This is a genomic window from Microbacterium lacticum, from assembly GCF_006716815.1.
Taxonomy (GTDB): domain Bacteria; phylum Actinomycetota; class Actinomycetes; order Actinomycetales; family Microbacteriaceae; genus Microbacterium; species Microbacterium lacticum.
On record NZ_VFPS01000004.1, the window covers coordinates 100466 to 125329 of the forward strand.

The 24864-nt window shown below is 71.8% G+C and carries 28 protein-coding genes; 20 read left to right on the forward strand and 8 right to left on the reverse strand.

Going from position 1 to position 24864, the window contains the following annotated elements:
• Nucleotides 1-5 precede the first annotated feature (5 nt).
• From epsC to cysK (FHX68_RS11830), 3 genes are read right to left on the reverse strand one after another with little or no spacing between them, the layout of a single operon-like run.
• On the reverse strand, nt 6-593 hold the full coding sequence (gene epsC / locus FHX68_RS11820) for a serine O-acetyltransferase EpsC (RefSeq protein ID WP_141380750.1): 588 nt from the start codon (nt 591-593) through the stop codon (nt 6-8).
• On the reverse strand, nt 590-1537 hold the full coding sequence (cysK, locus tag FHX68_RS11825; RefSeq protein WP_141380749.1) for a cysteine synthase A: 948 nt from the start codon (nt 1535-1537) through the stop codon (nt 590-592). Before cysK (FHX68_RS11825) ends, epsC begins: the two co-directional genes overlap by 4 nt.
• Nucleotides 1538-1577: 40 nt before the next feature.
• Nucleotides 1578-2528, reverse strand: coding sequence for a cysteine synthase A (gene cysK, locus FHX68_RS11830; protein WP_141380748.1), 951 nt, complete (start codon nt 2526-2528; stop codon nt 1578-1580).
• Nucleotides 2529-2654: 126 nt separating this feature from the next.
• On the opposite strand from cysK (FHX68_RS11830), the gene prmC reads away from it, so the two are divergent.
• The 4 genes from prmC (at nt 2655) to FHX68_RS11850 (ending at nt 6183) form a co-directional block, all read left to right on the forward strand.
• Nucleotides 2655-3566, forward strand: a complete 912-nt coding sequence (gene prmC, locus FHX68_RS11835) for a peptide chain release factor N(5)-glutamine methyltransferase (protein ID WP_141380747.1) — start codon at nt 2655-2657, stop codon at nt 3564-3566.
• A 72-nt stretch (nt 3567-3638) separates the two neighbouring features.
• Nucleotides 3639-4376 carry an L-threonylcarbamoyladenylate synthase gene (locus tag FHX68_RS11840; protein ID WP_141380746.1) on the forward strand — a complete coding sequence of 246 codons (738 nt, stop codon included), beginning with the start codon at nt 3639-3641 and terminating at the stop codon, nt 4374-4376.
• Nucleotides 4373-5590 carry an MraY family glycosyltransferase gene (locus tag FHX68_RS11845; protein WP_141380745.1) on the forward strand — a complete coding sequence of 406 codons (1218 nt, stop codon included), beginning with the start codon at nt 4373-4375 and terminating at the stop codon, nt 5588-5590. The genes FHX68_RS11840 and FHX68_RS11845 overlap by 4 nt, the downstream gene beginning before the upstream one ends.
• Nucleotides 5587-6183, forward strand: a complete 597-nt coding sequence (locus FHX68_RS11850) for a Cg1360 family ATP-synthase-associated protein (protein WP_229661557.1) — start codon at nt 5587-5589, stop codon at nt 6181-6183. The genes FHX68_RS11845 and FHX68_RS11850 overlap by 4 nt, the downstream gene beginning before the upstream one ends.
• Nucleotides 6184-6248: 65 nt before the next feature.
• On the opposite strand, the gene FHX68_RS15970 is transcribed toward FHX68_RS11850, so the two are convergent.
• Nucleotides 6249-6434 carry a hypothetical protein gene (locus tag FHX68_RS15970; RefSeq protein WP_244926860.1) on the reverse strand — a complete coding sequence of 62 codons (186 nt, stop codon included), beginning with the start codon at nt 6432-6434 and terminating at the stop codon, nt 6249-6251.
• Between FHX68_RS15970 and atpB the strand changes: the two genes are divergently transcribed.
• The 9 genes from atpB to FHX68_RS11895 all read left to right on the forward strand — a co-directional run bounded on the left by atpB (nt 6372) and on the right by FHX68_RS11895 (nt 13948).
• Nucleotides 6372-7112, forward strand: coding sequence for a F0F1 ATP synthase subunit A (gene atpB, locus FHX68_RS11855; RefSeq protein ID WP_244926862.1), 741 nt, complete (start codon nt 6372-6374; stop codon nt 7110-7112). The genes FHX68_RS15970 and atpB overlap by 63 nt on opposite strands.
• Nucleotides 7113-7161: 49 nt before the next feature.
• Nucleotides 7162-7398: an ATP synthase F0 subunit C gene (gene atpE / locus FHX68_RS11860; protein ID WP_141380743.1), complete on the forward strand. Its 237-nt coding sequence runs from the start codon at nt 7162-7164 to the stop codon at nt 7396-7398.
• A gap of 29 nt (nt 7399-7427) precedes the next feature.
• Complete coding sequence (locus tag FHX68_RS11865) at nt 7428-7976, forward strand: F0F1 ATP synthase subunit B (protein WP_141380742.1); 549 nt, start codon at nt 7428-7430, stop codon at nt 7974-7976.
• Nucleotides 7976-8764 carry a F0F1 ATP synthase subunit delta gene (locus FHX68_RS11870; RefSeq protein ID WP_141380741.1) on the forward strand — a complete coding sequence of 263 codons (789 nt, stop codon included), beginning with the start codon at nt 7976-7978 and terminating at the stop codon, nt 8762-8764. The genes FHX68_RS11865 and FHX68_RS11870 overlap by 1 nt, the downstream gene beginning before the upstream one ends.
• Nucleotides 8765-8779: 15 nt before the next feature.
• The gene (gene atpA / locus FHX68_RS11875) at nt 8780-10420 is read left to right on the forward strand and encodes a F0F1 ATP synthase subunit alpha (protein WP_141380740.1); all 1641 of its coding nucleotides are present in this window, start codon (nt 8780-8782) and stop codon (nt 10418-10420) included.
• A 30-nt stretch (nt 10421-10450) separates the two neighbouring features.
• The gene (locus FHX68_RS11880; RefSeq protein WP_141380739.1) at nt 10451-11365 is read left to right on the forward strand and encodes a F0F1 ATP synthase subunit gamma; all 915 of its coding nucleotides are present in this window, start codon (nt 10451-10453) and stop codon (nt 11363-11365) included.
• Between the two features lie 23 nt (nt 11366-11388).
• Nucleotides 11389-12843, forward strand: coding sequence for a F0F1 ATP synthase subunit beta (gene atpD / locus FHX68_RS11885; protein WP_141380738.1), 1455 nt, complete (start codon nt 11389-11391; stop codon nt 12841-12843).
• A 1-nt stretch (nt 12844) separates the two neighbouring features.
• The gene (locus FHX68_RS11890; RefSeq protein WP_141380737.1) at nt 12845-13105 is read left to right on the forward strand and encodes a F0F1 ATP synthase subunit epsilon; all 261 of its coding nucleotides are present in this window, start codon (nt 12845-12847) and stop codon (nt 13103-13105) included.
• A 93-nt stretch (nt 13106-13198) separates the two neighbouring features.
• On the forward strand, nt 13199-13948 hold the full coding sequence (locus tag FHX68_RS11895; RefSeq protein WP_141380736.1) for a YaaA family protein: 750 nt from the start codon (nt 13199-13201) through the stop codon (nt 13946-13948).
• Between the two features lie 52 nt (nt 13949-14000).
• Here the strand turns inward: FHX68_RS11895 and FHX68_RS11900 are convergent, their stop codons facing one another.
• Nucleotides 14001-14501, reverse strand: a complete 501-nt coding sequence (locus FHX68_RS11900; RefSeq protein WP_141380735.1) for a DUF4282 domain-containing protein — start codon at nt 14499-14501, stop codon at nt 14001-14003.
• A 158-nt stretch (nt 14502-14659) separates the two neighbouring features.
• Between FHX68_RS11900 and FHX68_RS15265 the strand changes: the two genes are divergently transcribed.
• The 4 genes from FHX68_RS15265 to FHX68_RS11915 all read left to right on the forward strand — a co-directional run bounded on the left by FHX68_RS15265 (nt 14660) and on the right by FHX68_RS11915 (nt 18896).
• Nucleotides 14660-14833 (forward strand): hypothetical protein, encoded by a 174-nt coding sequence (locus FHX68_RS15265; RefSeq protein ID WP_170214245.1) that lies wholly within the window; start codon nt 14660-14662, stop codon nt 14831-14833.
• Nucleotides 14830-15114: a hypothetical protein gene (locus FHX68_RS11905; RefSeq protein WP_170219067.1), complete on the forward strand. Its 285-nt coding sequence runs from the start codon at nt 14830-14832 to the stop codon at nt 15112-15114. Before FHX68_RS15265 ends, FHX68_RS11905 begins: the two co-directional genes overlap by 4 nt.
• A gap of 2 nt (nt 15115-15116) precedes the next feature.
• Nucleotides 15117-15923, forward strand: a complete 807-nt coding sequence (locus FHX68_RS11910) for a PP2C family protein-serine/threonine phosphatase (protein WP_141380733.1) — start codon at nt 15117-15119, stop codon at nt 15921-15923.
• Nucleotides 15924-15989: 66 nt separating this feature from the next.
• A complete protein-coding gene (locus FHX68_RS11915) occupies nt 15990-18896 on the forward strand; it encodes an FtsK/SpoIIIE domain-containing protein (RefSeq protein WP_141380732.1) in 2907 nt (968 codons plus the stop codon).
• A 108-nt stretch (nt 18897-19004) separates the two neighbouring features.
• Here FHX68_RS11915 and ald read toward each other — a convergent pair whose 3' ends face one another.
• Together ald and FHX68_RS11925 are read right to left on the reverse strand one after the other, a co-directional pair.
• Complete coding sequence (gene ald / locus FHX68_RS11920) at nt 19005-20120, reverse strand: alanine dehydrogenase (RefSeq protein ID WP_141380731.1); 1116 nt, start codon at nt 20118-20120, stop codon at nt 19005-19007.
• 67 nt (nt 20121-20187) lie between these two features.
• Nucleotides 20188-21177: an asparaginase gene (locus tag FHX68_RS11925; protein WP_141380730.1), complete on the reverse strand. Its 990-nt coding sequence runs from the start codon at nt 21175-21177 to the stop codon at nt 20188-20190.
• Nucleotides 21178-21236: 59 nt separating this feature from the next.
• Here FHX68_RS11925 and FHX68_RS11930 point away from each other — a divergent pair, with 59 nt between their 5' ends.
• A complete protein-coding gene (locus tag FHX68_RS11930; RefSeq protein WP_141380729.1) occupies nt 21237-21725 on the forward strand; it encodes an OsmC family protein in 489 nt (162 codons plus the stop codon).
• On the opposite strand, the gene FHX68_RS11935 is transcribed toward FHX68_RS11930, so the two are convergent.
• Nucleotides 21694-22419 (reverse strand): lysophospholipid acyltransferase family protein, encoded by a 726-nt coding sequence (locus tag FHX68_RS11935; RefSeq protein WP_229661559.1) that lies wholly within the window; start codon nt 22417-22419, stop codon nt 21694-21696. The genes FHX68_RS11930 and FHX68_RS11935 overlap by 32 nt on opposite strands.
• Nucleotides 22420-22626: 207 nt before the next feature.
• Here FHX68_RS11935 and FHX68_RS11940 point away from each other — a divergent pair, with 207 nt between their 5' ends.
• Both FHX68_RS11940 and dxr read left to right on the forward strand, forming a co-directional pair.
• Nucleotides 22627-23592, forward strand: coding sequence for an FKBP-type peptidyl-prolyl cis-trans isomerase (locus FHX68_RS11940; protein WP_141380727.1), 966 nt, complete (start codon nt 22627-22629; stop codon nt 23590-23592).
• An 84-nt stretch (nt 23593-23676) separates the two neighbouring features.
• Nucleotides 23677-24774 carry a 1-deoxy-D-xylulose-5-phosphate reductoisomerase gene (dxr, locus tag FHX68_RS11945; RefSeq protein WP_141380726.1) on the forward strand — a complete coding sequence of 366 codons (1098 nt, stop codon included), beginning with the start codon at nt 23677-23679 and terminating at the stop codon, nt 24772-24774.
• Nucleotides 24775-24864: the final 90 nt, after the last annotated feature.

Here is a 24864-nt window from a genome sequence, read left to right on the forward strand (position 1 = left end):
CCCGGTCAGATGAAGTACTCGGGCGTCGTCAAGAGCGCCCGGGGGTCGTCGCGGTCGGTGCGGCGACGTGCCTTGGCGGGAACGCCCACGAGGATCGAATCCTCCGGGGCATCCTTCGTGACGACCGCGTTCGCGCCGACCGCCGACCCCGCCCCGATCACGACCGGTCCGAGGATCTTCGCACCCGCGCCGACGGCGACGCCGTCGCCGAGGGTCGGATGCCTCTTGCCCGCTTCGCGCGTGCGGCCGCCGAGCGTGACCCCGTGGTAGAGCATCACGTCGTCGCCGACCTCGGCGGTCTCGCCGATGACGACGCCCATCCCGTGGTCGATGAAGAACCGGCGGCCGATGACCGCGCCAGGGTGGATCTCGACCCCGGTGAGCCAGCGGGTCAGCTGCGACAGGGCGCGGGCGGGGAAGCGCCAGCCGCGCGTCCAGAGCGTGTGCGCGAGCCGGTACGACCAGATCGCGTGCAGGCCCGAGTAGAGCACCGCGATCTCCCACGCGCTCCGCGCGGCGGGGTCGCGCAGCTTCGCCGCGGCGAGGTCTTCGCGCAGGCGCGCGCGCACACCGAGGCGCTCGACCGGGCTCACGCGGGCACCTCGTCCCGCAGGTGCGCGTACAGCGCTGTGGAGAGGTAGCGCTCCCCGGCATCCGGCACGATCACGACGATGCGCTTGCCGGCCGACTCGGGCCGCGCGGCGATCTCGAGCGCCGCCCACACGGCGGCGCCCGCCGACATGCCGGCGAGGATGCCCTCGCGGGTGGCGAGCTCGCGGGCGACGCGGATCGCGTCGTCGAACTGCACGTCGACGATCTCGTCGACGACCGACCGGTCGAGCACCTCGGGCACGAAGTTCGGCCCGATGCCCTGGATGCGGTGGCCGCCCGCGCGGCCCTCGCTGAGCACCGGCGAGTCGGCGGGCTCCACGAGCACGACGCGCACGTCGGGGTTCCGCTCCTTCAGCACCTGACCGACCCCGGTGATCGTGCCGCCGGTGCCCGACCCCGCGACGAACACGTCCACCCGTCCGTCGGTGTCGCGCCAGATCTCCTCCGCCGTGGTGCGGCGGTGGATGGCGGCGTTCGCCGCGCTCTCGAACTGGTGCGCGAGCACGGCGCCGGGTGTCTCGGCGGCGATCCGCTCGGCCGTCGCGACCGCCTCGGTCATGCCCTTGTGGGGATCGGTGAGCACGAGCTCCGCGCCGTAGGCCTTCAGGATCGCGCGCCGCTCCTTCGACATCGAGGCGGGCATCGTGAGGATCACCCGGTATCCGCGCGCCGCGCCGATGAGCGCGAGCGCGATGCCCGTGTTCCCGCTCGTCGACTCGACGATCGTGCCACCCGGCCGGAGTGCGCCCGATTGCTCCGCCGCTTCGACGAGGGCGTAGCCCAGGCGGTCCTTGACGGATGCCCCGGGGTTGTAGAACTCGAGTTTGACGACGACCTCGGCCTCAGCGCCCGCGGTGAGGGCGTTCAGCCGCACGAGCGGCGTCTCGCCGAACGCCTGGGTGATGTCGGGGAGGATCGATGCCACGTGCCGAGTTTGTCAGATGCCGAGCGGGTCGGAGGCCGGCTCAGAGGCCCGCGGCCTCGTCGCGCAGGTTCTCGAACAGCACGGTCGACAGGTAGCGCTCGCCGAACGACGGCACGATCACGACGACATTCTTGCCCTCCGCCTCGGGGCGCGCGGCGACCTGCAGAGCGGCCCAGATGGCGGCGCCCGACGAGATGCCGACGAGGATGCCCTCGCTCGTGGCCACCTCGCGGGCGACGCGCAGCGTGTCGTCGAGCTCGACGTCGATGACCTCGTCGATGACGCTCTGGTCGAGGATCTCGGGGATGAAGTTCGCGCCGATGCCCTGGATCTTGTGCGGTCCCGGGGTGCCCTTGGTGAGGAGCGGGGAGTCGGCCGGCTCGACGCCGATGACCTGGACGCCCGGCACGCGCTCCTTCAGCACCTGACCGACGCCGGAGATCGTGCCGCCGGTGCCGATGCCGGCGACGAAGTAGCCGATCTCGCCGTCGGTGTCGCGGAGGATCTCCTCGGCGGTCGTGCGGCGGTGGATCTCGACGTTCGCCTGGTTCGCGAACTGCTTGGCGAGGATCGCGCCGGGGGTCTCGGCCGCGATCTCCTCGGCCTTGGCGACGGCGCCCTTCATGCCGAGGGCGGGCTCGGTGAGCACGAGCTCGGCGCCGTAGGCCTTGAGCAGCAGGCGGCGCTCGACCGACATCGAGGCCGGCATGGTGAGGATCACCCTGTAGCCGCGCGCCGCGCCGACCATCGCGAGCGCGATGCCGGTGTTGCCGCTCGTGCCCTCGACGATCGTGCCGCCGGGCTGCAGCTCGCCCGACGCCTCGGCGGCGTCGACGATGGCGATGCCGATGCGGTCCTTGACCGACGAGGCGGGGTTGTAGAACTCGAGCTTGGCGAGGATCGTGCCGGGCAGGCCCTCGCTGATGCGGTTGAGGCGGACGAGCGGGGTGTTGCCGAATGCGCTGGTGATGTCGGGGTGGATGCCGGACATGGGGTGCCTTTCGTGCGGTGACGACGGGTCGGGTGCCGGGCATCGCCCGGGTGCGACCAGCTTATGCGGGCGGGGATGTCCGGGCGCTGAATGTGACGAACCGGCACGGGTAGGCTGGGAGGACCCATGAGCGCCGTGTCAGACCCCCGCGCGCCCCGCACGAGCGAGGCCCCGCGCGAGACCCCCGTGCGCCTGTCGATCCTGCTGGGCGCCGCCACCCGCACCCTGGTGGATGCCGGTGTGCCGAGCCCCGACGTCGACGCGGAGCTGCTCGCGGCGCACGCGTTCGGGCTGTCGCGCGGGGCGTTGGCCGCGGCATCCGTCCGCGGTGACGACGCGCCGGCGGACACCGCCGCCTTCGACGAGCTCGTCGCGCGCCGCGCGGCGCGCGAGCCTCTGCAGCACCTCACCGGGCTCGCGCCGTTCCGGCACCTCGAGCTGCGCGTCGGGCGGGGCGTGTTCGTGCCGCGCCCCGAGACCGAGATGGTCGCCCAGCTCGCGATCGACGCGCTGCGCGCCGTGCCCGACGCCGATCCGATCGCCGTCGACCTCGGCACCGGCTCGGGCGCTCTCGCCCTCGCGATGGCGACCGAGGTGCCGCACGCGCGCGTGCATGCCGCCGAGAACGCCGTCGACGCGTTCATCTGGGCGAAGGAGAACTTCGCCCGGCTCGCGCCGCACGCCCGGCTGGCGTTCATCGACCTGGCATCCGCATTCCCCGAGCTCGACGGCCAGGTCGCCGTGCTCGTCTCGAACCCGCCGTACGTGCCGGATGCCGCGGTGCCCCGGGACCCCGAGGTGCGGCTGTGGGATCCGCCGTCGGCGCTCTACGGCGGCGAGGACGGCCTCGACGTCGTCCGCACGCTCTCGGAGGTGGGGATGCGGCTCCTCCGGCCCGGCGGCACGCTCGTGATCGAGCACGGCGAGTGGCAGGGCGCGCCCATCCGGGAGCTCCTCGACCAGGCCGGCTGGCGCGCGAGCGCGACCCACCCCGACCTGACGATGCGCGACCGCGCCACCACGGCCGTCCGACCCTGACCCAGAATCGGGCGCTCGAGTCCCACGCCGTGCCAGGGTCTGCCGGGCGACGCGCCGTAGACTGGACCGGATATGTCTGAGCTCTTCGACTGCCGCGACCCCGAGCAGCTCCTTCCCGGGATGCGCCGGGCGCGTCAGGCGATCGCGCGGGGCGAGCTCGTCGTGCTGCCGACCGACACCGTGTACGGCGTCGGAGCCGACGCGTTCAGCGCCGCCGCCGTCGCGCGCCTGCTCGCCGCGAAGGGCCGCGGACGCCAGTCGCCGCCGCCCGTGCTCGTCGCGGGGCTCGCGACGATGCGCGCCCTCGTCTCCGAGGTGCCCGAGCCGGTCGAACGCCTCGTCGAGGCCTTCTGGCCCGGGGGACTCACGATCGTGCTGCCCGCCCAGCCGTCCCTCTCCTGGGACCTCGGCGACACCGGGGGCACCGTCGCGGTGCGGATGCCCGCCGACCGCATCGCCCTCGAACTGCTCGAGGAGTGTGGCCCGCTCGCTGTCTCGAGCGCGAACCTCACGAAGCGGGCCGCGGCGATCGACGTGCACGAGGCCCGCGGCATGCTCGGCGACTCCGTGTCGGTGTACCTCGACGGCGGGGCTTCGAAGACCGGTGTGGCCTCGACCATCATCGACGCCACCGGGCTCGTGGCGGGCTCGTCCCGCCCCGTGCGGGTGCTCCGCGACGGCGCCATCCGGCGCGCGCAGCTGCGCGAGGTGCTCGGCGACCTGCTCGAGCCCGACCCCGCCGACGCTTACGGCGAGGCCGACCGCCGCCCCGAACCGCCCGCGCGGCCGGCATCCGACGGCTCGGCGTGAAGTACTACGTCTTCACCGTCATCCTGACGGCAGCCGCCACCCTCGCCTTCACGGCGATCGTCTGGCGGATCGGGCTGCGCTACCGGCTCTACCCCGAGATCCGCGAACGCGATGTGCACACGACGCCCAAGCCCCGCATCGGCGGGGTCGCGATGTACCTCGGCGTGCTGGCGGCGTTCGCGCTGTCGTCGCAGGTGCCGTACTTCTCGATCATCTGGACCGATCCCTCCCGGAACTGGTCGATCATGGCCGCGGCGACCCTCATCGTGATCGTCGGCGTGGTCGACGATCTGTGGGATCTCGACTGGATGATCAAGCTCGGCGCCCAGTTCCTCGCGGCCGGCATCGTCGTCGGCTTCGGCGGCATCCAGATCTACTACCTGCCCGTCGGCACCCAGCTCGCCGTCTCGAGCTGGGTGGGCTTCGCCGTGTCGGTGCTCGCGATCGTCATCGTGATGAACGCCGTCAACTTCATCGACGGGCTCGACGGCCTGGTCGCGGGCGTCGCCCTCATCTCGAACGTCGTGTTCTTCGTCTACACCTACATCGTGGCGCGCGACACCGGGGCATCCAGCTATTCGAGCCTCGCCTCCTTCATCGCCGTCGTGCTCATCGGCGTGTGCATCGGCTTCCTGCCGCTGAACTGGAACCCCTCGAAGCTCTTCATGGGCGACTCCGGCGCCCTCCTCATCGGCCTCCTCATGGCGACCGCGGCGATCGCGTTCACCGGCAACCTCGATCCGCGGCTGCTCGGCGACAACGACGTGTTCGGCCGCTCGCAGCTGCTCGGTGCGTTCATCCCGATCCTCTTGCCGGTCGTGGTCGTGCTGCTGCCGCTGCTCGATTTCGGCATGGCGGTCATCCGGCGCATGGGCCGGGGTCTGTCGCCCTTCTCGCCCGATCGCAAGCACCTGCACCACCGGATGCTCGACATGGGGCACAGCGACCGCGCCGCCGTGCTCGTCTTCTACGCCTGGACGGCGGTCGTCTCGATCGGCGTGCTGCTGATGTACTTCGGCACGGCGCAGGACTGGCCGGGCGACTACTGGCTGGGCGTCGGATACCTGGTCCTCGGCGCCGCCGCCTGCATCGCCGTGACGCGCCTGCCCTCCCGCCGTGCGCGGGCCGCGCACCCCGTCCCCGACGCCGCCCCCGGGCCGTCCGCGCCCGACGCTTCCGAATCCGACCCGACCGCCGAACAGAGGAACGCATGACCCAGGCATCCGCCCCGAACACCCCCCGCACGCCGCGCGAGGTCTCCAGCAACCGGCTGCTGCGCACGACCCTGCTGTGGTCGGCGATCGTCACCGCAGGCCTCGCGGTCGTCGGAGCGATCGTCGGCTTCGCCGTCGCCGGCACGTCGGGCCTGTGGAGCGCGCTGGTGGCGGTGCTGCTCGCCGCCGTGTTCCTCGGCCTCACCGCCGGCACGATCCTCGTCGCGAACCGCTGGTACGGCGATCCGCTCTACACGCCGATCTTCTTCGGCGCGGTGATGGGCGGCTGGATCGTGAAGTTCGCCCTCTTCATCGTCGTGCTGTTCGTGCTCCGCGGCGCGCCGTGGCTGAACGGCACGGTGTTCTTCGTCGCCCTCGTGGTGAGCGTCATCGCCTCGCTCGCCATCGACGTCGTCGTCATGCTGAGGATGCGCGTGCCGCACGTCGGCGACGTGTCGCTGCCCACGCTTGCCGACATCATCGACGAGGCCCGCCGCCCGTCCGCACCCGCGCCGGAGGGCGCGACGCCCCCGGAAGAGGGGGCGGGGCCCATCCGGTCCGATCAGGCGGACGAGAACCCGCCGAGAGGCTGATAGTCTGTCTCTGCGCCCGTTCGCGCCGCCCTACACCCAGGAGTGCAACGCGTGCGCAGTGACGCTCACACCGACCATCGTCGCCCCGGTTCGCCGGTGCCCCGAAGCTGGAGCCAGCGCTGTTTACCCAAGCTGCGACACTGATCGCCAAGACCGCCGAAGACGGCGGCGAGTTCCACGGACCCTCCATCTCGGAGTTCTTCCCTGACGTCCTGTTCGAGATCGCGGGCATCCCGGTCACGCGCATCCACCTGATCCAGTTCCTGGCGACGGCGGCGATCGTTCTGATCTTCACGCTCGGCACCCGCCGCATGCAGATCGTGCCGGGACGTTTCCAGTCGCTCGTCGAGATGGGCCTGGACTTCGTCCGCGTCAACATCGCCGAAGACCTCCTCGGCAAGAAGGACGGGCAGCGATTCCTGCCCATTCTCACGACGATGTTCTTCATGATCCTGTTCTTCAACATCACAGGCATCATCCCGCTCCTGAACCTCGCCGGCACGAGCATCGTCGCGGTGCCGCTGCTGCTGGCCCTCGTCAGCTACGTGATGTTCATCTACGCCGGCATCAAGAAGAGCCCGAAGAACTTCTTCAAGAACTCGCTGTTCCCCCCGGGGGTGCCGCCGTTCCTCTACATCATCGTCACGCCGCTCGAGTTCATCTCGACGTTCATCATCCGTCCCGTCACGCTGACGCTGCGACTGCTGATGAACATGATCGTCGGCCACCTGATGCTCGTCCTGTTCTTCTCGGCGACGCTGTTCTTCCTCGTGACCCTGGGCGGGTGGTGGTCGCTGCTGGCGGCCGGATCGTTCGCCCTCGGCCTCGCCTTCACCCTGTTCGAGATCCTGGTGGCCGTCCTCCAGGCATACGTCTTCACCATCCTCACCGCGGTCTACATCCAGCTCGCGGTGGCAGAAGAGCACTGAGCGGGCGAGGCTTCCGCCTCTCCCACCCAACCCCGAAAGGAAAACACCCGTGGACGCAACTACGGTTCTCGCCGAGCTTTCCGGCAACGTCGCCACGATGGGCTACGGCCTCGCGGCCATCGGCCCCGCCATCGGCGTGGGCATCGTCGTCGGCAAGACGATCGAGGGCGTCGCCCGTCAGCCCGAGCTGGCCGGTCGCCTGCAGGTCCTCATGTGGATCGGTATCGCCTTCACCGAGGCGCTCGCCTTCATCGGCATCGCGACGTACTTCATCTTCACCAACTGATCGCCCGCCACCAGAGTTAAGGAGACAGGATGCTGAACGCTCTTGTCGCGTACGCCGCGGAAGAGGCTGAGGTGCATAACCCGCTCATCCCCGCGTGGTACGACATCATCTGGTCGGCGCTCTGCTTCGTCATCATCCTGTTCGTCTTCTGGAAGGTCGCCCTTCCGAAGATGAAGGCACTGCTCGACAAGCGCTCCGCCGCCATCGAGGGCAACATCGCGAAGGCGGACGAGGCCCAGCGCAAGGCCGAGGCCGCGCTCGAGGAGTACACGGCGCAGCTCGCCGAGGCTCGCAAGGAGGCCGGCGAGATCCGTGAGGCCGCCCGCGAGGACGGCAAGAAGATCATCGCCGAGGCGCGCGAGATCGCGTCTGCTGAGGCTGCGCGTCTGATCGCAACCGCGCACACGCAGATCGAGGCGGAGCGACAGTCGGCCCTCGTCTCGCTGCGCAGTGAGGTCGGCACGCTCGCGCTCGACCTGGCCAGCGCTGTCATCGGTGAGTCCCTCTCCGACGACGCAAAGGCCAAGCGTGTCGTCGACCGCTTCCTCGCCGAGCTCGAGACCGAGAAGGTCAAGTAATGGGCAGCGCGACCACTCAGGCACTGGCGACGACCACCGCCGAGCTGAAGGCAGCGAAGGTGAGTGACCTCACGGTCGCCCGCGAGCTGTTCACGGCCGCGCGCGAGATCGCCGAGTCGGCGCAGCTGAGCGGCGCGCTCTCGTCGTGGGGCGCTCCGGCAGCGGCGCGCGCCCAGGTCGCCCGCACCGTGTTCGCCGGTTTCGGCGCGACCTCGGTGCAGCTCGTGGCATCGGCGGTGTCGCAGCGGTGGTCCTCGACCGAGGACCTCATCGCCGGCATCGAGGAGCTCGCGATCCGCGCTGCCGCCATCGGTGCGCCGGACGCTGACATCGAGGGAGAGCTGTTCCAGGTCGACCGTACCGTCGCGGCGAACCCGGAGCTCGAGCTCGCCCTCGGCAGTCGCCTCGGTGACGCATCCGCCAAGGGTGCACTCATCGAGAAGCTGTTCTCCGGTCAGACGAGTGAGGCGACGACGCTCATCGCGTCGCAGCTCGTGCAGCAGCCGCGTGAGCGGCGCGTGCGCGCCCTGCTGAACCGTGCTCTCCACCTCGTCGCCGACGAGCGCGGCCGGACCGTTGCGACGGTGCGTGTCGCCGCGGCGCCGGATGCCGCGCAGCAGCAGCGCCTCGCGGAGGCTCTCCGCGCGCGCCACGGCAGCGACGTCACCGTCAACGTCGTCGTGGACCCCGAGGTCCTCGGCGGCATGCGGGTGGAGATCGGCGACGACGTCATCGACGGCACCGTCTCTTCCCGAATCAACGACTTGCGCCAGCGCCTCGCTGGCTAGAAAAGAAGGAACACCATGGCAGATCTCACCATCAGCCCCGATGCCATCCGGGATGCGCTGAAGGACTTCGTCGCAGCCTACGAGCCGGCGTCCGCGAGCGCGACCGAGGTCGGCACGGTCGTCGACGCGGCCGACGGTATCGCCCACGTCGAGGGTCTTCCCGGCGTCATGGCCAACGAGCTGATCCGCTTCGACAACGGCGTGGAGGGTCTCGCGCAGAACCTCGACGAGAAAGAGATCGGTGTCGTCGTCCTCGGCGACTTCTCCGGCGTCGAGGCGGGCCAGAAGGTCACCCGCACCGGCGAGGTGCTCTCGGTCGCCGTCGGCGACGGCTACCTCGGCCGCGTCGTCGACCCGCTCGGCAACCCGATCGACGGTCTCGGCGAGATCGCGACCGAGGGTCGCCGCGCGCTCGAGCTGCAGGCGCCGGGCGTCATGAGCCGCAAGAGCGTGCACGAGCCGATGCAGACCGGCATCAAGGCCATCGACGCGATGATCCCGATCGGCCGCGGCCAGCGTCAGCTGATCATCGGCGACCGCCAGACCGGCAAGACCGCGATCGCGATCGACACGATCATCAACCAGAAGGACAACTGGGCCTCGGGCGATGTGAACAAGCAGGTGCGCTGCATCTACGTCGCGATCGGTCAGAAGGGCTCCACCATCGCCTCCGTCAAGGGTGCGCTGGAGGATGCCGGGGCGATGGAGTACACGACGATCGTCGCCGCTCCCGCCTCCGACCCCGCCGGCTTCAAGTACCTCGCCCCCTACACAGGCTCGGCCATCGGCCAGCACTGGATGTACGGCGGCAAGCACGTGCTGATCATCTTCGACGACCTGTCCAAGCAGGCCGAGGCCTACCGCGCCGTGTCTCTGCTGCTGCGCCGCCCGCCGGGCCGCGAGGCCTACCCGGGCGACGTCTTCTACCTGCACTCGCGTCTGCTCGAGCGCTGCGCGAAGCTCTCCGACGACCTCGGCGCCGGATCGATGACGGGCCTCCCGATCATCGAGACCAAGGCCAACGACGTCTCGGCGTACATCCCCACCAACGTGATCTCGATCACCGACGGCCAGATCTTCCTGCAGTCCGACCTCTTCAACGCCAACCAGCGCCCCGCGGTCGACGTCGGCATCTCGGTGTCGCGCGTCGGTGGCGATGCCCAGGTGAAGTCGATCAAGAAGGTCTCGGGCACGCTGAAGCTCGAGCTCGCCCAGTACCGCTCGCTCGAGGCGTTCGCGATGTTCGCCTCCGACCTCGACGCGGCCTCCCGCCGTCAGCTCGAGCGCGGTGCGCGTCTGACCGAGCTGCTCAAGCAGCCTCAGTACTCGCCGTACCCCGTCGAGGAGCAGGTCGTGTCGATCTGGGCCGGCACGAACGGCAAGCTCGACACCATCGAGGTCGAGGACGTGCTGCGGTTCGAGCGCGAGCTGCTCGACTACCTCAAGCGCAACACCTCGATCCTCGACACCCTCCCCGAGACCAACGTTCTCGACGACGACACCGTCGCCGAACTCGACAAGGTCACCGACGCGTTCATCCTCGAGTTCCAGGGCGGCAAGGGCCAGGCCATCAACAAGCCCGGCCACGAAGAGGTCGCCTCGGCGCAGGCGGAAGACGTCAACCAGGAGCAGATCGTCAAGGGTCGCCGCGGCTGAGGCCGGGCATCCCTCTGATACAGGACATCCATGGGCGCACAACTCCGGGTCTACAAGCAGAAGATCGCTTCTGCTCAGACGACCAAGAAGATCACGAAGGCGATGGAACTCATCGCGGCTTCGCGCATCCAGAAGGCGAAGGCGCGCGTGCGCGCCTCGTCGCCCTTCGCGCGTGCCGTGACGCGGGCCGTCTCCGCCGTCGCGACGCACTCCAACACCCAGCACCCGCTGACCACCGAGCGCGAGAACATCCGCCGCTCGGCGGTCGTGATCTTCGCCAGCGACCGGGGCCTGGCCGGCGCGTTCAACTCGCAGATCCTCCGCGAGGGTCTGCAGCTGGGCGAGCTGCTGCGCTCCGAGGGCAAAGAGGTCGAGTACTTCCTCGTCGGGCGCAAGGCCGTCGGATACTTCCAGTTCCGTCGCATGCCGTCGGCGGGCGAGTGGGTCGGTGACACCGACACGCCGCACTTCAACACCGCCGAGCAGATCGCGGGCGCCCTGCTGGATGCCTACGACCGTGGCGGCGAGGAGGAGGGCGGTGTCGACGAGATCCACCTGGTCTTCAACCGCTTCGTCAGCATGATGACCCAGGAGCCGCAGACCGTGCGTCTGCTGCCCCTCGAGGTCGTCGAGGCCGACGAGGTCGCCGAGCCCTCCACCGGTCCGGCCCAGGTCTACCCGCTCTACGAGTTCGAGCCGAGCCCCGAGGTCGTGCTCGACGCGCTACTGCCGGTCTACGTGCAGAGCCGCGTGTTCAACGCGCTGCTGCAGTCGTCGGCCGCCAAGCACGCCGCCACCCAGAAGGCGATGAAGTCGGCCAGCGACAACGCCGACAACCTCATCACCGACTACACCCGCCTGCGCAACAACGCGCGTCAGGCCGAGATCACTCAGCAGATCGCCGAGATCGTCGGCGGCGCCGACGCCCTGGCATCCGGCAAGTAAGACCACACCGAAAGAGACAGACAATGACTGCCACCGCCACTGCCGAACAGGCCGAGACGACGGTCGTCGGGCGCGTCGCACGCGTCACCGGCCCGGTCGTCGACATCGAGTTCCCGCACGATGCGATCCCCGACATCTACAACGCGCTGAAGACGACGATCGTGATCGGCGACGACTCGGCCGAGATCACCCTCGAGGTCGCCCAGCACCTCGGCGACGACCTCGTGCGCGCCATCTCGCTGAAGCCGACCGACGGGATGGTCCGCGGCCAGGAGGTGCGCGACACCGGCGGCCCCATCACGGTGCCCGTCGGCGACGTGACCAAGGGCAAGGTGTTCAACGTCACCGGTGACATCCTGAACCTCGAGCCCGGCCAGCAGGTCGAGATCACCGAGCGCTGGGGCATCCACCGTCCCGCGCCGAACTTCGACCAGCTCGAGTCGAAGACCGAGATGTTCGAGACCGGCATCAAGTCGATCGACCTCCTCACCCCGTACGTGCAGGGTGGAAAGATCGGCCTGTTCGGCGGTGCGGGCGTCGGCAAGACCGTCCTCATCCAGGAGATGATCCAGCGCGTCGCGCAGGACCACGGTGGTGTCTCGGTGTTCGCCGGCGTCGGCGAGCGCACCCGTGAGGGCAACGACCTGATCGGCGAGATGGAAGAGGCGGGCGTCTTCGACAAGACCGCGCTCGTCTTCGGCCAGATGGACGAGCCGCCGGGGACGCGCCTGCGCGTGGCCCTGTCGGCCCTCACGATGGCGGAGTACTTCCGCGACGTGCAGAAGCAGGACGTGCTGCTCTTCATCGACAACATCTTCCGCTTCACGCAGGCCGGTTCCGAGGTGTCGACCCTCCTCGGCCGCATGCCCTCCGCCGTGGGTTACCAGCCGAACCTCGCCGACGAGATGGGTGTGCTCCAGGAGCGCATCACCTCGACGCGCGGCCACTCGATCACCTCGCTCCAGGCGATCTACGTGCCCGCCGACGACTACACCGACCCGGCTCCGGCGACGACCTTCGCCCACCTGGATGCCACGACCGAGCTCTCCCGCGAGATCGCGTCGAAGGGCCTCTACCCGGCCATCGACCCGCTCACCTCGACGAGCCGCATCCTCGACCCGCGCTACATCGGTGCCGACCACTACCGCGTGGCGACCGCCGTGAAGCAGATCCTGCAGAAGAACAAGGAACTGCAGGAGATCATCGCAATCCTCGGTGTCGACGAGCTCTCCGAAGAGGACAAGATCGTCGTGTCGCGTGCGCGCCGCATCCAGCAGTTCCTCTCGCAGAACACCTACATGGCGAAGAAGTTCACCGGTGTCGAGGGTTCGACGGTGCCGATCAAGGAGACCATCGAGTCGTTCGACGCGATCGTCCGGGGCGACTTCGACCACGTGGCCGAGCAGGCCTTCTTCAACGTCGGCGGCATCTCCGACGTCGAAGAGAAGTGGGCGCAGATCCAGAAGGAGAACGGCTGAGATGGCTCTCACCGTCACCCTCGTCTCCGCCGAGGAGGAGGTCTGGCACGGCGAGGCATCCCTCGTCGTCGCGAAGACCGTCGAGGGCGAGATCGGCTTCATGACCGGCCACGAGCCGGTGCTGGCGATCCTCGCCGAAGGCCAGGTGCGCATCACCGAGACCTCCGGCACGAAGGTCATCGTCTTGGCGCAGGATGGCTTCCTGTCGATGGAGGGCGATGAGCTCACCATCGTCGCCGGTCACGCCACCCTGGAGTCCTGACCCCTCACCGCTCGAGAAACCACTTCTCGCCTGAGAAACCCGTGCTGACGTGGTTTCTCACGCGGGGAGTGGTTTCTCGCTGTCTGGAGCACCATGCTGATCCTCTTGCCGCCGAGCGAGACGAAGCGCCCCGGCGGGCGAGCGCGTCCGGTCGAGCTCTCCGCGCTCGCGCTGCCGCAGCTCGCGCCGCAGCGCGAGGCCGTCGTCGACGCGCTCGTCGCGCTGAGCGCCGATGAGGGGGTCGCGGCGCGGGTGCTGAAGCTCTCCGCCCGCCAGCGCGGCGAGATCGCCGACAACGCGGCGCTGCGCACCGCCCCGACGCTTCCCGCGATCGACCGCTACACCGGGGTGCTGTTCGACGCCCTGGATGCCTCATCGCTCGACGCCCCGGCGCGCCGCTGGCTGGGCGCGCACGTGCTCATCCAGTCGGCGCCGTTCGGCCCGGTCGGCGCACTCGATGAGATCCCCGCCTACCGCCTCGCGGCGGGGGTGTCGCTGCCGGGGCTCCCCGCGCTCCGGCGCGTGTGGGCGGATGCCACGACTGCCGCCCTCGAAGAGTCGAAGCCCCGGTTCGTGCTCGACCTGCGCTCGGAGGCGTACGCGGCCCTCGGGCCCGTGCCGGGAGGCATCCCGAGCGCGTACCTGCGCGTCGTCACCGACGCCGGAGACGGTGCGACCCGTGCGCTGAACCACTTCAACAAGCACGCCAAGGGCGACCTCGTGCGCCTGCTCGCCACCGCGCGCCCGCGCGTCGTGAACGCCGCGGCGCTGTGCGCCTGGGCGGGGGAGGCCGGTCTCGTGCTGCGCCCCGGAGCCCCGGGCGAGCTGGAGCTCGTCGTCTGAGCCGGCGACCCAACCGTCGCTTCCGCAACGACGGCGACGGCGCCCCCGCCGGTCAGCGGCGCGGTGCGGGGGCGTGCTGGGTGTTCTGCGCGGTGCGCTCGGTGTTCTCAGCGATCGCGATGAGGGCGACCCCCGACTCGATCACGAAGCGCAGCACGACCACGGCGAAGAACGCCAGCACCGGCACGACGATGATCGTCGAGAGGATGAGCGCGATGCCGCCGCCGAGGTTCCAGCCGAGCGACCCGATGCCCGAGATGAGCCCGCCGACGAACACGAACACGAACGCGATGCCGATCGCGACGAGCCCGACGAGGAAGAACACGCTCGCCAGGCGGCGCGTGATGAAGCGCGTGAAGGTGATGTCGAAGAGGGCCGACATGAACCCGCGACCGATGTCGTCGAGCTCGCCCATGAGGCGCGGCACGCCCGTGTCGTCGACGCCCGCGATGCCGGGGGTCGTCTCCGGCTGCGCCGCTGCGGCCTCCTGAGCCGCCGCCGAGGCGGGGCGGTCGGGCAGCGGCGGAGGGGTCTGGTTGGGCTGGTCGGTCATGGCGGTCCTTCCGGATGGGGTGCTCCGGTCAGGCTATCGACCGGTTCGGCCACCGCGCGAGTGCGGATACTGGTGGCCGAGGCATCTGCACCTCTACCATGACACCTGAAAACGCCACCTGCGCCTGCGGCGGCGTGCGTCGAGGAACGAAGGATCCCATGGGCGGATACTCCGACGACGGAGCCGTCGTCGCCGCCGCACTGTTCGCGGGCTTCGTCGGCTTCCTGTTCGCGGTGGCCTACTACGTGCTGAGCTCGCTGTTCCTCGGCAGGATCTTCCAGAAGGCGGGCGTCGACGGACAGTGGCGGGCCTGGGTCCCCGTCTCCTCGTGATGGAGGCCGGGTCGATCGTCGAGCAGGGCTCGCACGACGAGCTGCTGGCCGCGCGCGGGGCCTACTGGCGGCTGTACAACGCGCAGTTCGACGCGCCCGCCGTCGACGACGCCGACGAGGAGCCCGCGCTCGTCGTACCCGAGCGGGTGCCGACCGAACCGGTGCCCGTCGTCTCGCCGGGCGCGGTGCCCCCGCTGCCGCCCGTGCCGCCGGAGACCGATGACGCCGGGGAGGGCGCGGAGGGCGCGGAGGGCCCGGGCCCCTCGTCCACTAGAGTGTGAGCGTGCCCGAAGCCGCGACCCAGACGCACACCGTCCCGCTGCCGGACGGTGCGATCGAACTGCAGTGGTCCGCGGTGACCCACCGCGGTCGTCGGCGCGAGGTCAATCAGGACGCCGTGCTCGCCGAGTATCCGCTGTTCGTCGTCGCCGACGGGATGGGCGGTCACATCGGCGGCGAGATCGCCAGCGCGAGCGCCGTCGACCGGCTGCGCACCGTCGCCGAGAAGGGCGACGTCACCCCGAAGACGATCGAGCGCGCGCTCGCGCGGGCCGTCACCGACATCGCCTCGCACCCCGAGACCACCGACGAGGGCACTGGCACCACGGTGACCGGCGTCTACCTCGACCTGAGCGGCGACGAGCCCACGTGGGTGACGCTGAACATCGGCGATTCGCGCGTGTACCTCTTCCGTGACGGCGGGCTCGCTCAGGTCACCACCGACCACTCCGTCGTGCAGGAGCTCATCTCGGCGGGCCGGCTGACTCCCGAAGAGGCCGAGAACCACCCCTACGGCAACGTGATCACGCGCGCCGTCGGGCCCTCCGACGGCGTCTCGCCCGACTACGTGCGGCTCGAGGTGGTCGACGGCGACCGGTTCGTCATCTGCAGCGACGGGCTCACCAAGGAGCTCACCGACTACGGCATCCTGCACTTCCTGCTGCAGCACGACGACCCGACCGAGGCCGCCGCCGACATGCTCGAGGCGGCGCTGGAGAACGGCGGGCGCGACAACATCACGATCATCGTGCTGAACGCGCACCGCACCGGCGCGGCGGACGACGCCGCCTCCTCCCCAATCGGCGACTGACGCACTCTCTCCACCGATCGGGCATCCGCGCCGCCGCGGCGGCGCGCGCGTGGCTTGACTGGGGGCATGCACGACGACCTCGATGAACCGCTCCGCCTGCCCGCCGCCCCGCCGGCGCCGCCCCGACCCGGCCTGCCCGTCGCCGCGGCGATCGTGCCCGTCGTCGGCGCGGTGGTGCTCTGGCAGCTGACCGGCTCGCCCACGGCGCTGTGGTTCGCCGCGCTCGGACCGCTCATGGCGATCGCCTCGTTCGCCGACGGGCTGCGCAGCGCCCGCCGTGCGAAGCGACGCGCACGCCGCGAGGCGGCCGGTGCGCTCGTCGACCTCGGCCGCGAGGTCGAGGAGCGGCACGCCGAGGAGCGGCGCCGGGCGTGGCGCCGCACGCCCGATGTCGCCGGGTACGCCGACGACCCCGACGAGATCTGGCGTGTCGTGCCCGGCCGGGCCGACGTGATCGTCGTCGGCCGCGGCGCGGCGCGGAGCGCGCTGCGCGTGGACGGCGACGCACAGGAAGCGGATGCCCGTGCCGTGCGTCGCAGGGCTCGCACCGCCGGCGACATGCCCGTGCACGTGCCGCTCGAGGCGGGCATCGCCGTCAGCGGGCCGCCGGTGCTCGCCGCGGCCGTCGTGCGGGCGCTCGTCGTGCAGCTGTGTCTGGCGCAGGCGCCCGGACAGGTGCGTCTCGTCGGCGACGCGCCCGCGCTCGCCGGTGACGGCGCGGGCGGTGCCGCGCTGCCGCACGCTGCGGCGACCCGCGGGGCGGTGGTGTTCGCCGGCTCGGGGGAGCGGCCGGTGCCCGCCGACGCCGACATCCCGATCGTGCAGGTCGCCGAGGGAGCGCCGCCTCCGCCCCGGTGCGCCGCCGTGCTGACCCTCGAGGTGTCCGCGGGCGGTGCCGGCGCGGGGGATCCGCACGCTGGCGCTGCCGACGCGGGCGATGAGTCGGCGATCGGCGGCGGCGCGGGGGTGATGCTCGCCCGGCTCGATCACGACGGCACGTCTCGCCGCGTGCGCGTCGAGGCGATCTCGCAGGCGCAGGCCGGTCGCGTCGCGGCGGCGCTCGCCGAGCGCGCCGCGACGCTCGGTCAGCGCGGCGACGCCGCGGTCGCGTGGGAGGATCTGCCCGCGGCGGGATCGGGTGCCGGTGGTGTGGGGGTCGATGGCGGCGGCGGGTCGGGTTCGCTCGCGGCCGTCGTGGGGGTCTCGGGCGGCGAGCCGGTGACGCTCGACCTCGTCGCCGACGGGCCGCACGCCGTGGTCATCGGGGTCACCGGGTCGGGCAAGAGCGAGCTGCTGACGACGTGGATCCTGGCGATGTGCCGCTCCCGCTCGCCCCGCGAGGTGTCGTTCCTGCTCGTCGACTTCAAGGGCGGACGCACCTTCGACGCGCTCGTCGCCCTGCCGCACGTGACGGGCGTCCTCACCGATCTGGACGAGGACCGCGCGCTGCGGGCGGTCGAGAGCCTCCGGGCCGAGATCCGGCACCGCGAGCGCGTGCTCGAGGAGTCCGGCGCCCGCGACATCGCCGAGGCGGCGGGGGCGCTCTCCCGCCTCGTGATCGTCGTCGACGAGTACGCCGCGCTCGTCGCGGTGCACCCGGGGCTGCACGACCTGTTCGCCGACATCGCGGCGCGCGGGCGAGCCCTCGGCATGCACCTGGTGCTCGCCTCGCAGCGGGCGGCGGGCGCCTTCCGTGACGGCGTGCTCGCCAACGCGCCGCTGCGCATCGCGTTCCGCGTGACCGATGCCGCCGACTCCCGCGCCGTGCTCGGGCAGGACGACGCGGTGCGCCTCCCCGGCACGCCGTCGGCACGGGGCACGGCCCTCGTCCGCGCGGCGGCGGACGCGGGGCCCCGCACCGTGCGCATCGCGCGGGCGGGCGAGCAGGCGGTGGCGCGGGTCGTCCGGGACGGGGCTACGCTGACCCCCGCCCGGCGGCCGTGGATGCCTCCGCTGCCCGATCGGGTCGAGCCCGCCGACGCGCACCGGATCGCGGGCAGCGCGCCGCGCGCCGGCGAGGTCGTGCTGGGCCTCGCCGACGAGCCGGAGCATCAGCGGCAGCGTGTCGTGGTGCTGCCGGAGGACGCGGCCGGCGTCGCGGTCGTCGGCGGACCGGGGAGCGGTCGCACGACGCTGCTGCGCGCCATCGCGGCGCAGGCGACCGCGCCGGTGTGGGTGCCGGCCGACGCGGAGGGCGCCTGGGATGCGGTGGCCGGGCTGAGCTCGGCGACCCGAGGTGCGGTCGTGCTCGTCGACGACGTCGACGCGATCGCCGGGCGCCTCGGCGACGATCACGCCGGCGCGTGGCTCGCCGCCCTCGAGCGCGGCTGTCGCGAGGCGCGGGCGCGGGGCATCACCCTGGTGATCGCGACCGCTCGCGCGTCGGGGCCGGCGTGGCGGCTGCTCGAACTGCTGCCGCACCGCGCGCTGCTGCCGCTCGCGAACCGCGCCGACCACGTCGCCGCCGGCGGCGAGTCGGCCGACTTCGCCGCCGGCGCCGCCAGCGCCACCCCGGGACGCGGCCGCTGGGGACGCACCCTCGTGCAGTTCTCGGCGGTGCCGGGCGGCGCGGCGATGTCCGGCGCCGCGGGCCGGCTCGACCGCGCCCCGCTCCTCTCGCTGAGCGGCATCCACCCGCTCGCGCTCGTCGCGCCGCCCGGCGCCGACCTCGGAGCGCTCCGCGCCGCCGCGGAACGGGCCGGGCGCCGTGTCGTCGGGGTGGGGGAGGCGGGGGCGTCCACGATCGGTGCCGGCGACGTCGTCGTGGGAACGCCCGACGGGTGGATCGCGCAATGGCGACTGCTCTCCGAGGCGCGGGAGCACTGCACCCTCGTCATCGACGCGGCGTGCGCGCCCGAGTATCGCGCCGTCACCGGGCGGCGCGAGCTGCCGCCCTACGCGGCCCCCGGGGCGCGCCGGGCGTGGGAGATCGCGCCGGGCGCACCGGCCCGACGGGTCACGCTGCCGGGGTGATGCGACGGTGTTCCGGAGCCGGTCGCCCCGCGGACCACCCGCGTCCCCCGTGCCTCGCGCGCCACCCGTGCCGCGCGCCTCACCGGCGTCGGCCGCACGCCACCCGGTTCACGCCAGCGCGTCGGCGAGCGGCAGCGGCTCGAGCCCGTGCGCCGCGGCGACGCCCGGGTTCACGACCCGCCCGCGTGCGGTGTTGAGTCCGAGCGCGAGCGCAGGATCGGCGCGCAGCGCGTCCCGCCAGCCGAGCCCCGCGATCCTGCGCACGTACGGCAGCGTCGCGTTGGTGAGCGCCGACGTCGAGGTGTTCGGCACCGCGCCCGGCATGTTCGCCACGCAGTAGAAGACGCTCCCGTGCACCGTGAACGTCGGGTCGGTGTGGGTCGTCGGGCGGGTGTCCTCGAAGCAGCCGCCCTGATCGACCGCGATGTCGACGAGCACCGACCCCGGCCGCATGCGCGAGACCATCTCGTTCGTGACGAGCTTCGGCGCCTTCGCCCCGGGGATCAGCACCGACCCCACGACGAGGTCGGAGCCGACGACCGCCCGGTCGAGGTCGAGCGGGTTCGAGGCCGCCGTCTTCACCCGGCCCTGGAAGTGGTCGTCGAGGAAGCGCAGCCGCGCGATGTTCGTGTCGAAGATGGTGACATCCGCGCCGAGCCCGGCCGCGATGACGGCGGAGTTCGCACCCGCCACGCCGCCCCCGATGATCGTGACGGTCGCGGGGCGGGTGCCGGGCACACCCGACATCAGCAGTCCGAGCCCGCCCGCCGAGCGCAGCAGGGTCGCGGCGCCGACCGTGGGTGCGAGGCGTCCCGCCACCTCGCTCATCGGGGCGAGGAGGGGCAGCCCACCCTCGGGCAGCTGCACCGTCTCGTAGGCGATCGCTGTCACTCCGTCGGCGGTGAGCCGGTCGGTGAGCGCGCGGTCGGCGGCCAGGTGCAGGTAGGTGAAGATCACGAGGTCGTCGCGGAAGTACCCGTACTCCGCCGCGATCGGCTCCTTGACCTTCAGCAGCAGCTCCGCCCGCGCCCACACGTCGGCGGCGTCGCCCAGCAACGTCGCGCCGGCGGCCTCGTACTCGGCGTCGGCCATCGACGAGCCCGCGCCGGCTCCCCGCTGCACGAACACCTGATGACCGGATGCCACGAGGTCGTGCACGCCCGCGGGCGTGAGCGCCACCCGGTACTCGTTGTCCTTGATCTCGGTCGGAACGCTGATGCGCATGAGACCCTCCTTCGAGCCTGTCGTTTCCGTCGCCGCAGGGTCTTGTGGAGCCGGGGCATCCGGACGGTTAGACCGTCGGCCGGATGCGGCCGACGTCGACTCCGCCCCCCGTGATCGAGAGCGGAAGCAGGGCCATCGTCTGGCCGACGTCGGCGGCAGCCAGGGCGCCCACGCGCTCGAGCAGGGCGAGGGCGATCGCGGTGGTCGCCCGTCCGCTGCCGTCGAGCACCTTCAGCGCGACCGTCGCACCGTTCGGGGCGACCATGATCATGACGCCCTCGGCGCCGCCCTTGGCGAAAACGCCGAGTCGCTCGATGACGATCGTGTCGGCGCGGCCGGGGCCGTCGATCGCCCACGGGTTCTCGCGCACGGCGCGCACGAGCGCGCCGGCGGTGCGGTGCAGGGCGAACGGCGAGCGCTCCGACGAGGTGCCGATGCGGTGCGCGGCACGGGCGAGCGACGACAGCCCCATCGCATACACCGGGGCGCCGCAGCCGTCGACGGCCGTCGCTGCGACGCGCCCGCCGGTGAGGCGCTCGATGACCTCGCGGGTGTGCACCTGCAGCGGGTGCGCCGGGTCGAGGTAGGTCGCCGTGTCCCACCCGCTCGCGACGCACGCGAACAGCATCGCGGCGTGCTTGCCCGAGCAGTTCATCCGGATGCGCTGGGGCGAGCCGAGCTCGCGCACCATCTCGTCGCGCGTGGCGGTGTCGGTCGGCCAGGCCGCCGGGCATCCGAGGTGCGACTCGTCGAGCCCGGCCTGATCGAGGATGCCCCGGACGACCGCCACGTGCCGGTCGGTGCCCGAGTGGCTGGCCGTGGCGAGTGCGAGCCGCTCGCCGGCGAGCTCGGCGCCGGCGGTGAGCGAGCCGAGGGCCTGCAGCGGCTTGAGGCTCGAGCGCGGCAGGATCGGCGTCTCGACGTCGCCGAGGGTCAGCGCGACCGCGCCCTCGGGGTCGAGCACGACCGCCGCGCCGGCGTGCCGCGATTCGACCAAGCCGCTGCGCTCGATCACGGCGAGTTCGACGGAGGACGCGACGGTCAGGGTCTCTGGCACCGGCCCAGCCTACCGCCGCCTCCGACCGCGCCCCGGCGGACGGATGCCAGACTGACGGGATGAACCGAGAGCACCGGTACGCCCTGCGCAGCGTCTGGACCGGCAACCGCGGCACCGGCACGAGCGGCTACCGCGACTACGACCGCACCGTGACCGTCGACATCGACGGGAAGCCCGCACTGGAGGCATCCGCCGACAGGCCGTTCCGCGGCGACCCGGCCAAGTGGAACCCCGAGGACCTGCTGCTCGCGGCGCTGTCGGAATGCCACCTGCTGTCGTACCTGCACGCGTGCGTGACCGCCGGGGTCGTCGTCGAGTCGTACCGCGACGAGGCGACCGGCGTGATGACCGAGGACGGCCGCGGCGGCGGCGCGTTCACCGAGGTCGTGCTCCGCCCCCGGGTGGTCGTGGCCGAGGCATCCATGATCGACGCGGCGCGCGCCGCGCACGCGCAGGCGCACGACTGGTGCTTCATGGCGAACTCGGTGAACTTCCCCGTGCGGCACGAGGCCGAGGTCAGCGCCGCTCGTGGGGGAGCACCTGCTTGAGGCGCTCGACCGGGTTCGCGGCGGGCGCCTCGTTGTAGGCGTTCGCGAGCTCCTGGCCGGAGAGGGCGTGGATCGCCGCCATGATCTCGTCGGTCGCGAGGCGCCGCGCCTTGCCGCTCGAGGCGGGGCCGAGGTGCGACAGGTCGATCGGCTCGCCGTAGCGCACGGTGACGCGCGGCTGGCGCTTGGGCATCTTCGCGCCGACCGGCATCGCCTCGTTCGTGCCGATGAGCCCCACCGGCACGACCTGCGCGCCCTCCTCGAGCGCGAGGAAGGCGACGCCCGTGCGTCCCTTGTAGAGGCGGCCGTCGAGCGAGCGGGTGCCCTCGGGGTACAGCGCGATCGCCCGGCCGGAGGCGAGGATGCGGCGCTGCTGGTCGAGCGCGTCGAGGGCGGCCTGGCCGGCGCCCCGCTGCACCGGGGTCGCCCCGATCGCGGTGAAGAAGTGCCGGCTCGCCCAGCCGCGCAGGCCCGTGCCGTCGAAGTACGACGACTTCGCGAGGAAGTAGACCGGCCGCGGCGCGAACATCGGGATGATCAGCGAGTCGATGAACGACAGGTGGTTGCTGGCGAAGATCACCTTGCCCCTGCGGGGGATGTTCCGCCGACCTTCGATGCGGGGGCGGTAGAACAGACGGGCGAGCGGCACCAGCACGGCCCGCCCGAAGTAGTAGGTGAAGCCGACGCGGGGCACCTCGTGCGCTTCGGACGCGGCGGGTTCGGGCGCGTCCGTCGCGCCGTCCTGGTCTTGCGTCACCCGTAGATCGTAGTCCCCGATCCATTCCGCGCCGCGCATGCCGGTTCTCAGCGGGGACAGATGAAAGTGCGAGAGGATGAGACGGCCGCGCTGCGGCATCCTGCTTCCCGGCCCTTCCCGCCACCCATTCCTGTGAGGTCATCCGTGCGCCTGCGCCCGTTCGCCGCCCTGTCCGCCGTCGCCCTCTCGGCGATCCTGCTCGCCGGCTGCTCCGGCTCGGGGGGAGACGGCGCCACGCCGTCGGCCTCCGCGTCGGGCGCGGCCGACCTGTGCTCCTCGGCCGCCCCGAGCGGCGCGGTCTCCGACGGCATCACCGTCACGGGCGACTTCGGCGCCGTGCCGACGGTCGACTTCACCAAGCCCGTCGACACGACCGACCTCACGCTGCAGCGTACGGTGCAGACCGAGGGCAGCGGCGCCCCGATCGCCGCGGGCGACTTCGTGCAGTACGCCGCCACGATCCTCGACGGATCCACCGGCGCCGTGCTCTCGCAGGCAGGCTACACACCCGGCGAGATCCTGCCCGAGCAGATCTCCGCCGAGAACGGCGGCCAGATCTTCGGCTGCGCCACGATCGGCTCGCGGCTGACCCTCGCCACCGCGACCGGCGACGAGACCACCCCGTCGGTCGTCTACGTCATCGACGTGCTCGGCGTCACCCCCACCGCCGCGTGGGGCGAGGACCAGGCGCCCGTCGCCGGCATGCCCACCGTCACCCTCGGCGACGGCGGCGCGCCCTCGATCACGATTCCTGAGGGCCAGGCCGCGCCCAGTGAGACCCAGGTCGAGACCCTGAAGAAGGGCGACGGCGCGGTCGTGCAGCCCGGCAACCAGGTGCTGCTGCAGTACACCGGCGTGCGCTGGTCGAACGGCGAGACCTTCGACTCGACGTGGGACAAGGGCGGCGTGCCGACGGTGCTCACCACGACCGGCGTCGTCGCGGGCTTCCAGAAGGCGCTCGAGGGCCAGACCGCCGGCTCGCAGGTGCTCGTCACCATGACGCCCGCCGACGGCTACGGCGAGGGTGAGATCAACACCACCGACCTCAAGGGCGAGACCCTCGTGTTCGTCGTCGACATCCTCGCGACGGCCCCGGCCGCCCAGCAGTGATCCACCGCGCGCACTGATCGATCGACGGCGCCGGCGTCCCCTGTCAAATCAGGGGCCGCCGGCGCTCGCGGTTAGGCTGACAGCATGCGTCGCGTTCTGATCCTCGGCTCCACCGGCTCGATCGGCATCCAGGCGCTGGATGTCATCCGCACCCGCCGCGACCGTTTCGAGATCGTGGGGCTGTCCGCGGGCGCGAACGCCGAGCTCCTCGGGGCGCAGGCCGCGGAGTTCGGCGTTCCCGCGCAGGCGACCGCGCTCGCGTCGACCGACGGGGCGGATGCCGCGGAGCGGCTCGTCCGCGACGTCGACGCCGACGTGGTGCTCAACGGCATCACCGGGTCGATCGGCCTCGGCCCGACCCTCGCGGCGCTCGAGACCGGCCGCACCCTCGCGCTCGCGAACAAGGAGTCGCTCATCGTCGGCGGCGACCTCGTCACGGCGCTCGCCGCGCCGGGCCAGATCGTGCCGGTCGACTCCGAGCACTCCGCGATCGCCCAGGCGCTCCGCGCGGGGGAGCACGCCGAGGTGCGCCGCCTCGTGCTCACCGCCTCCGGGGGGCCCTTCCGCGGACGGACGCGCGCGTCGCTGGCGGATGTCACCCCCGCCGAGGCGCTCGCGCACCCCACCTGGAACATGGGCCGCGTCGTCACGACGAACTCGGCGACGCTGGTCAACAAGGGGCTGGAGGTCATCGAGGCGCATCTGCTGTTCGGCATCGATTACGACGACATCGACGTGGCCGTGCATCCCCAGTCGATCGTGCACTCGATGGTCGAGTTCGTCGACGGCTCGACGATCGCCCAGGCATCCCCGCCCGACATGCGCCTGCCGATCTCGCTGGGGATCGACTGGCCGCACCGGGTCGCGGGCGTCGGCGCGCCGCTCGACTGGACGACGGCGCAGACCTGGACGTTCCAGCCGCTCGACGCCGAGGCGTTCCCCGCCGTCGAGCTCGCCAAGCACGTCGGACGCGCGGGAGGTACCTACCCCGCGGTGTTCAACGCGGCGAACGAGCAGGCGGTGGATGCCTTCCACGAGGGCGCCCTCGCCTTCCCCGGCATCCTCGACACGGTCCGCGCCGTCGTCGACGCGCACACCGCTCCCGGGGAGCTCACCCGGGAGAGCCTCGCCGAGGCGGAGACCTGGGCGCGCGCCGAGGCGGACCGGCTCATCGCGGGCTGAGCCCCCGCCCGCGGACCTGCCGCGCGCCCGCGCGCTTGCCGCCCGCCCGCGGACCCCGCGGCGGAAAAGCGATCAGCCCGCCGGGATGGG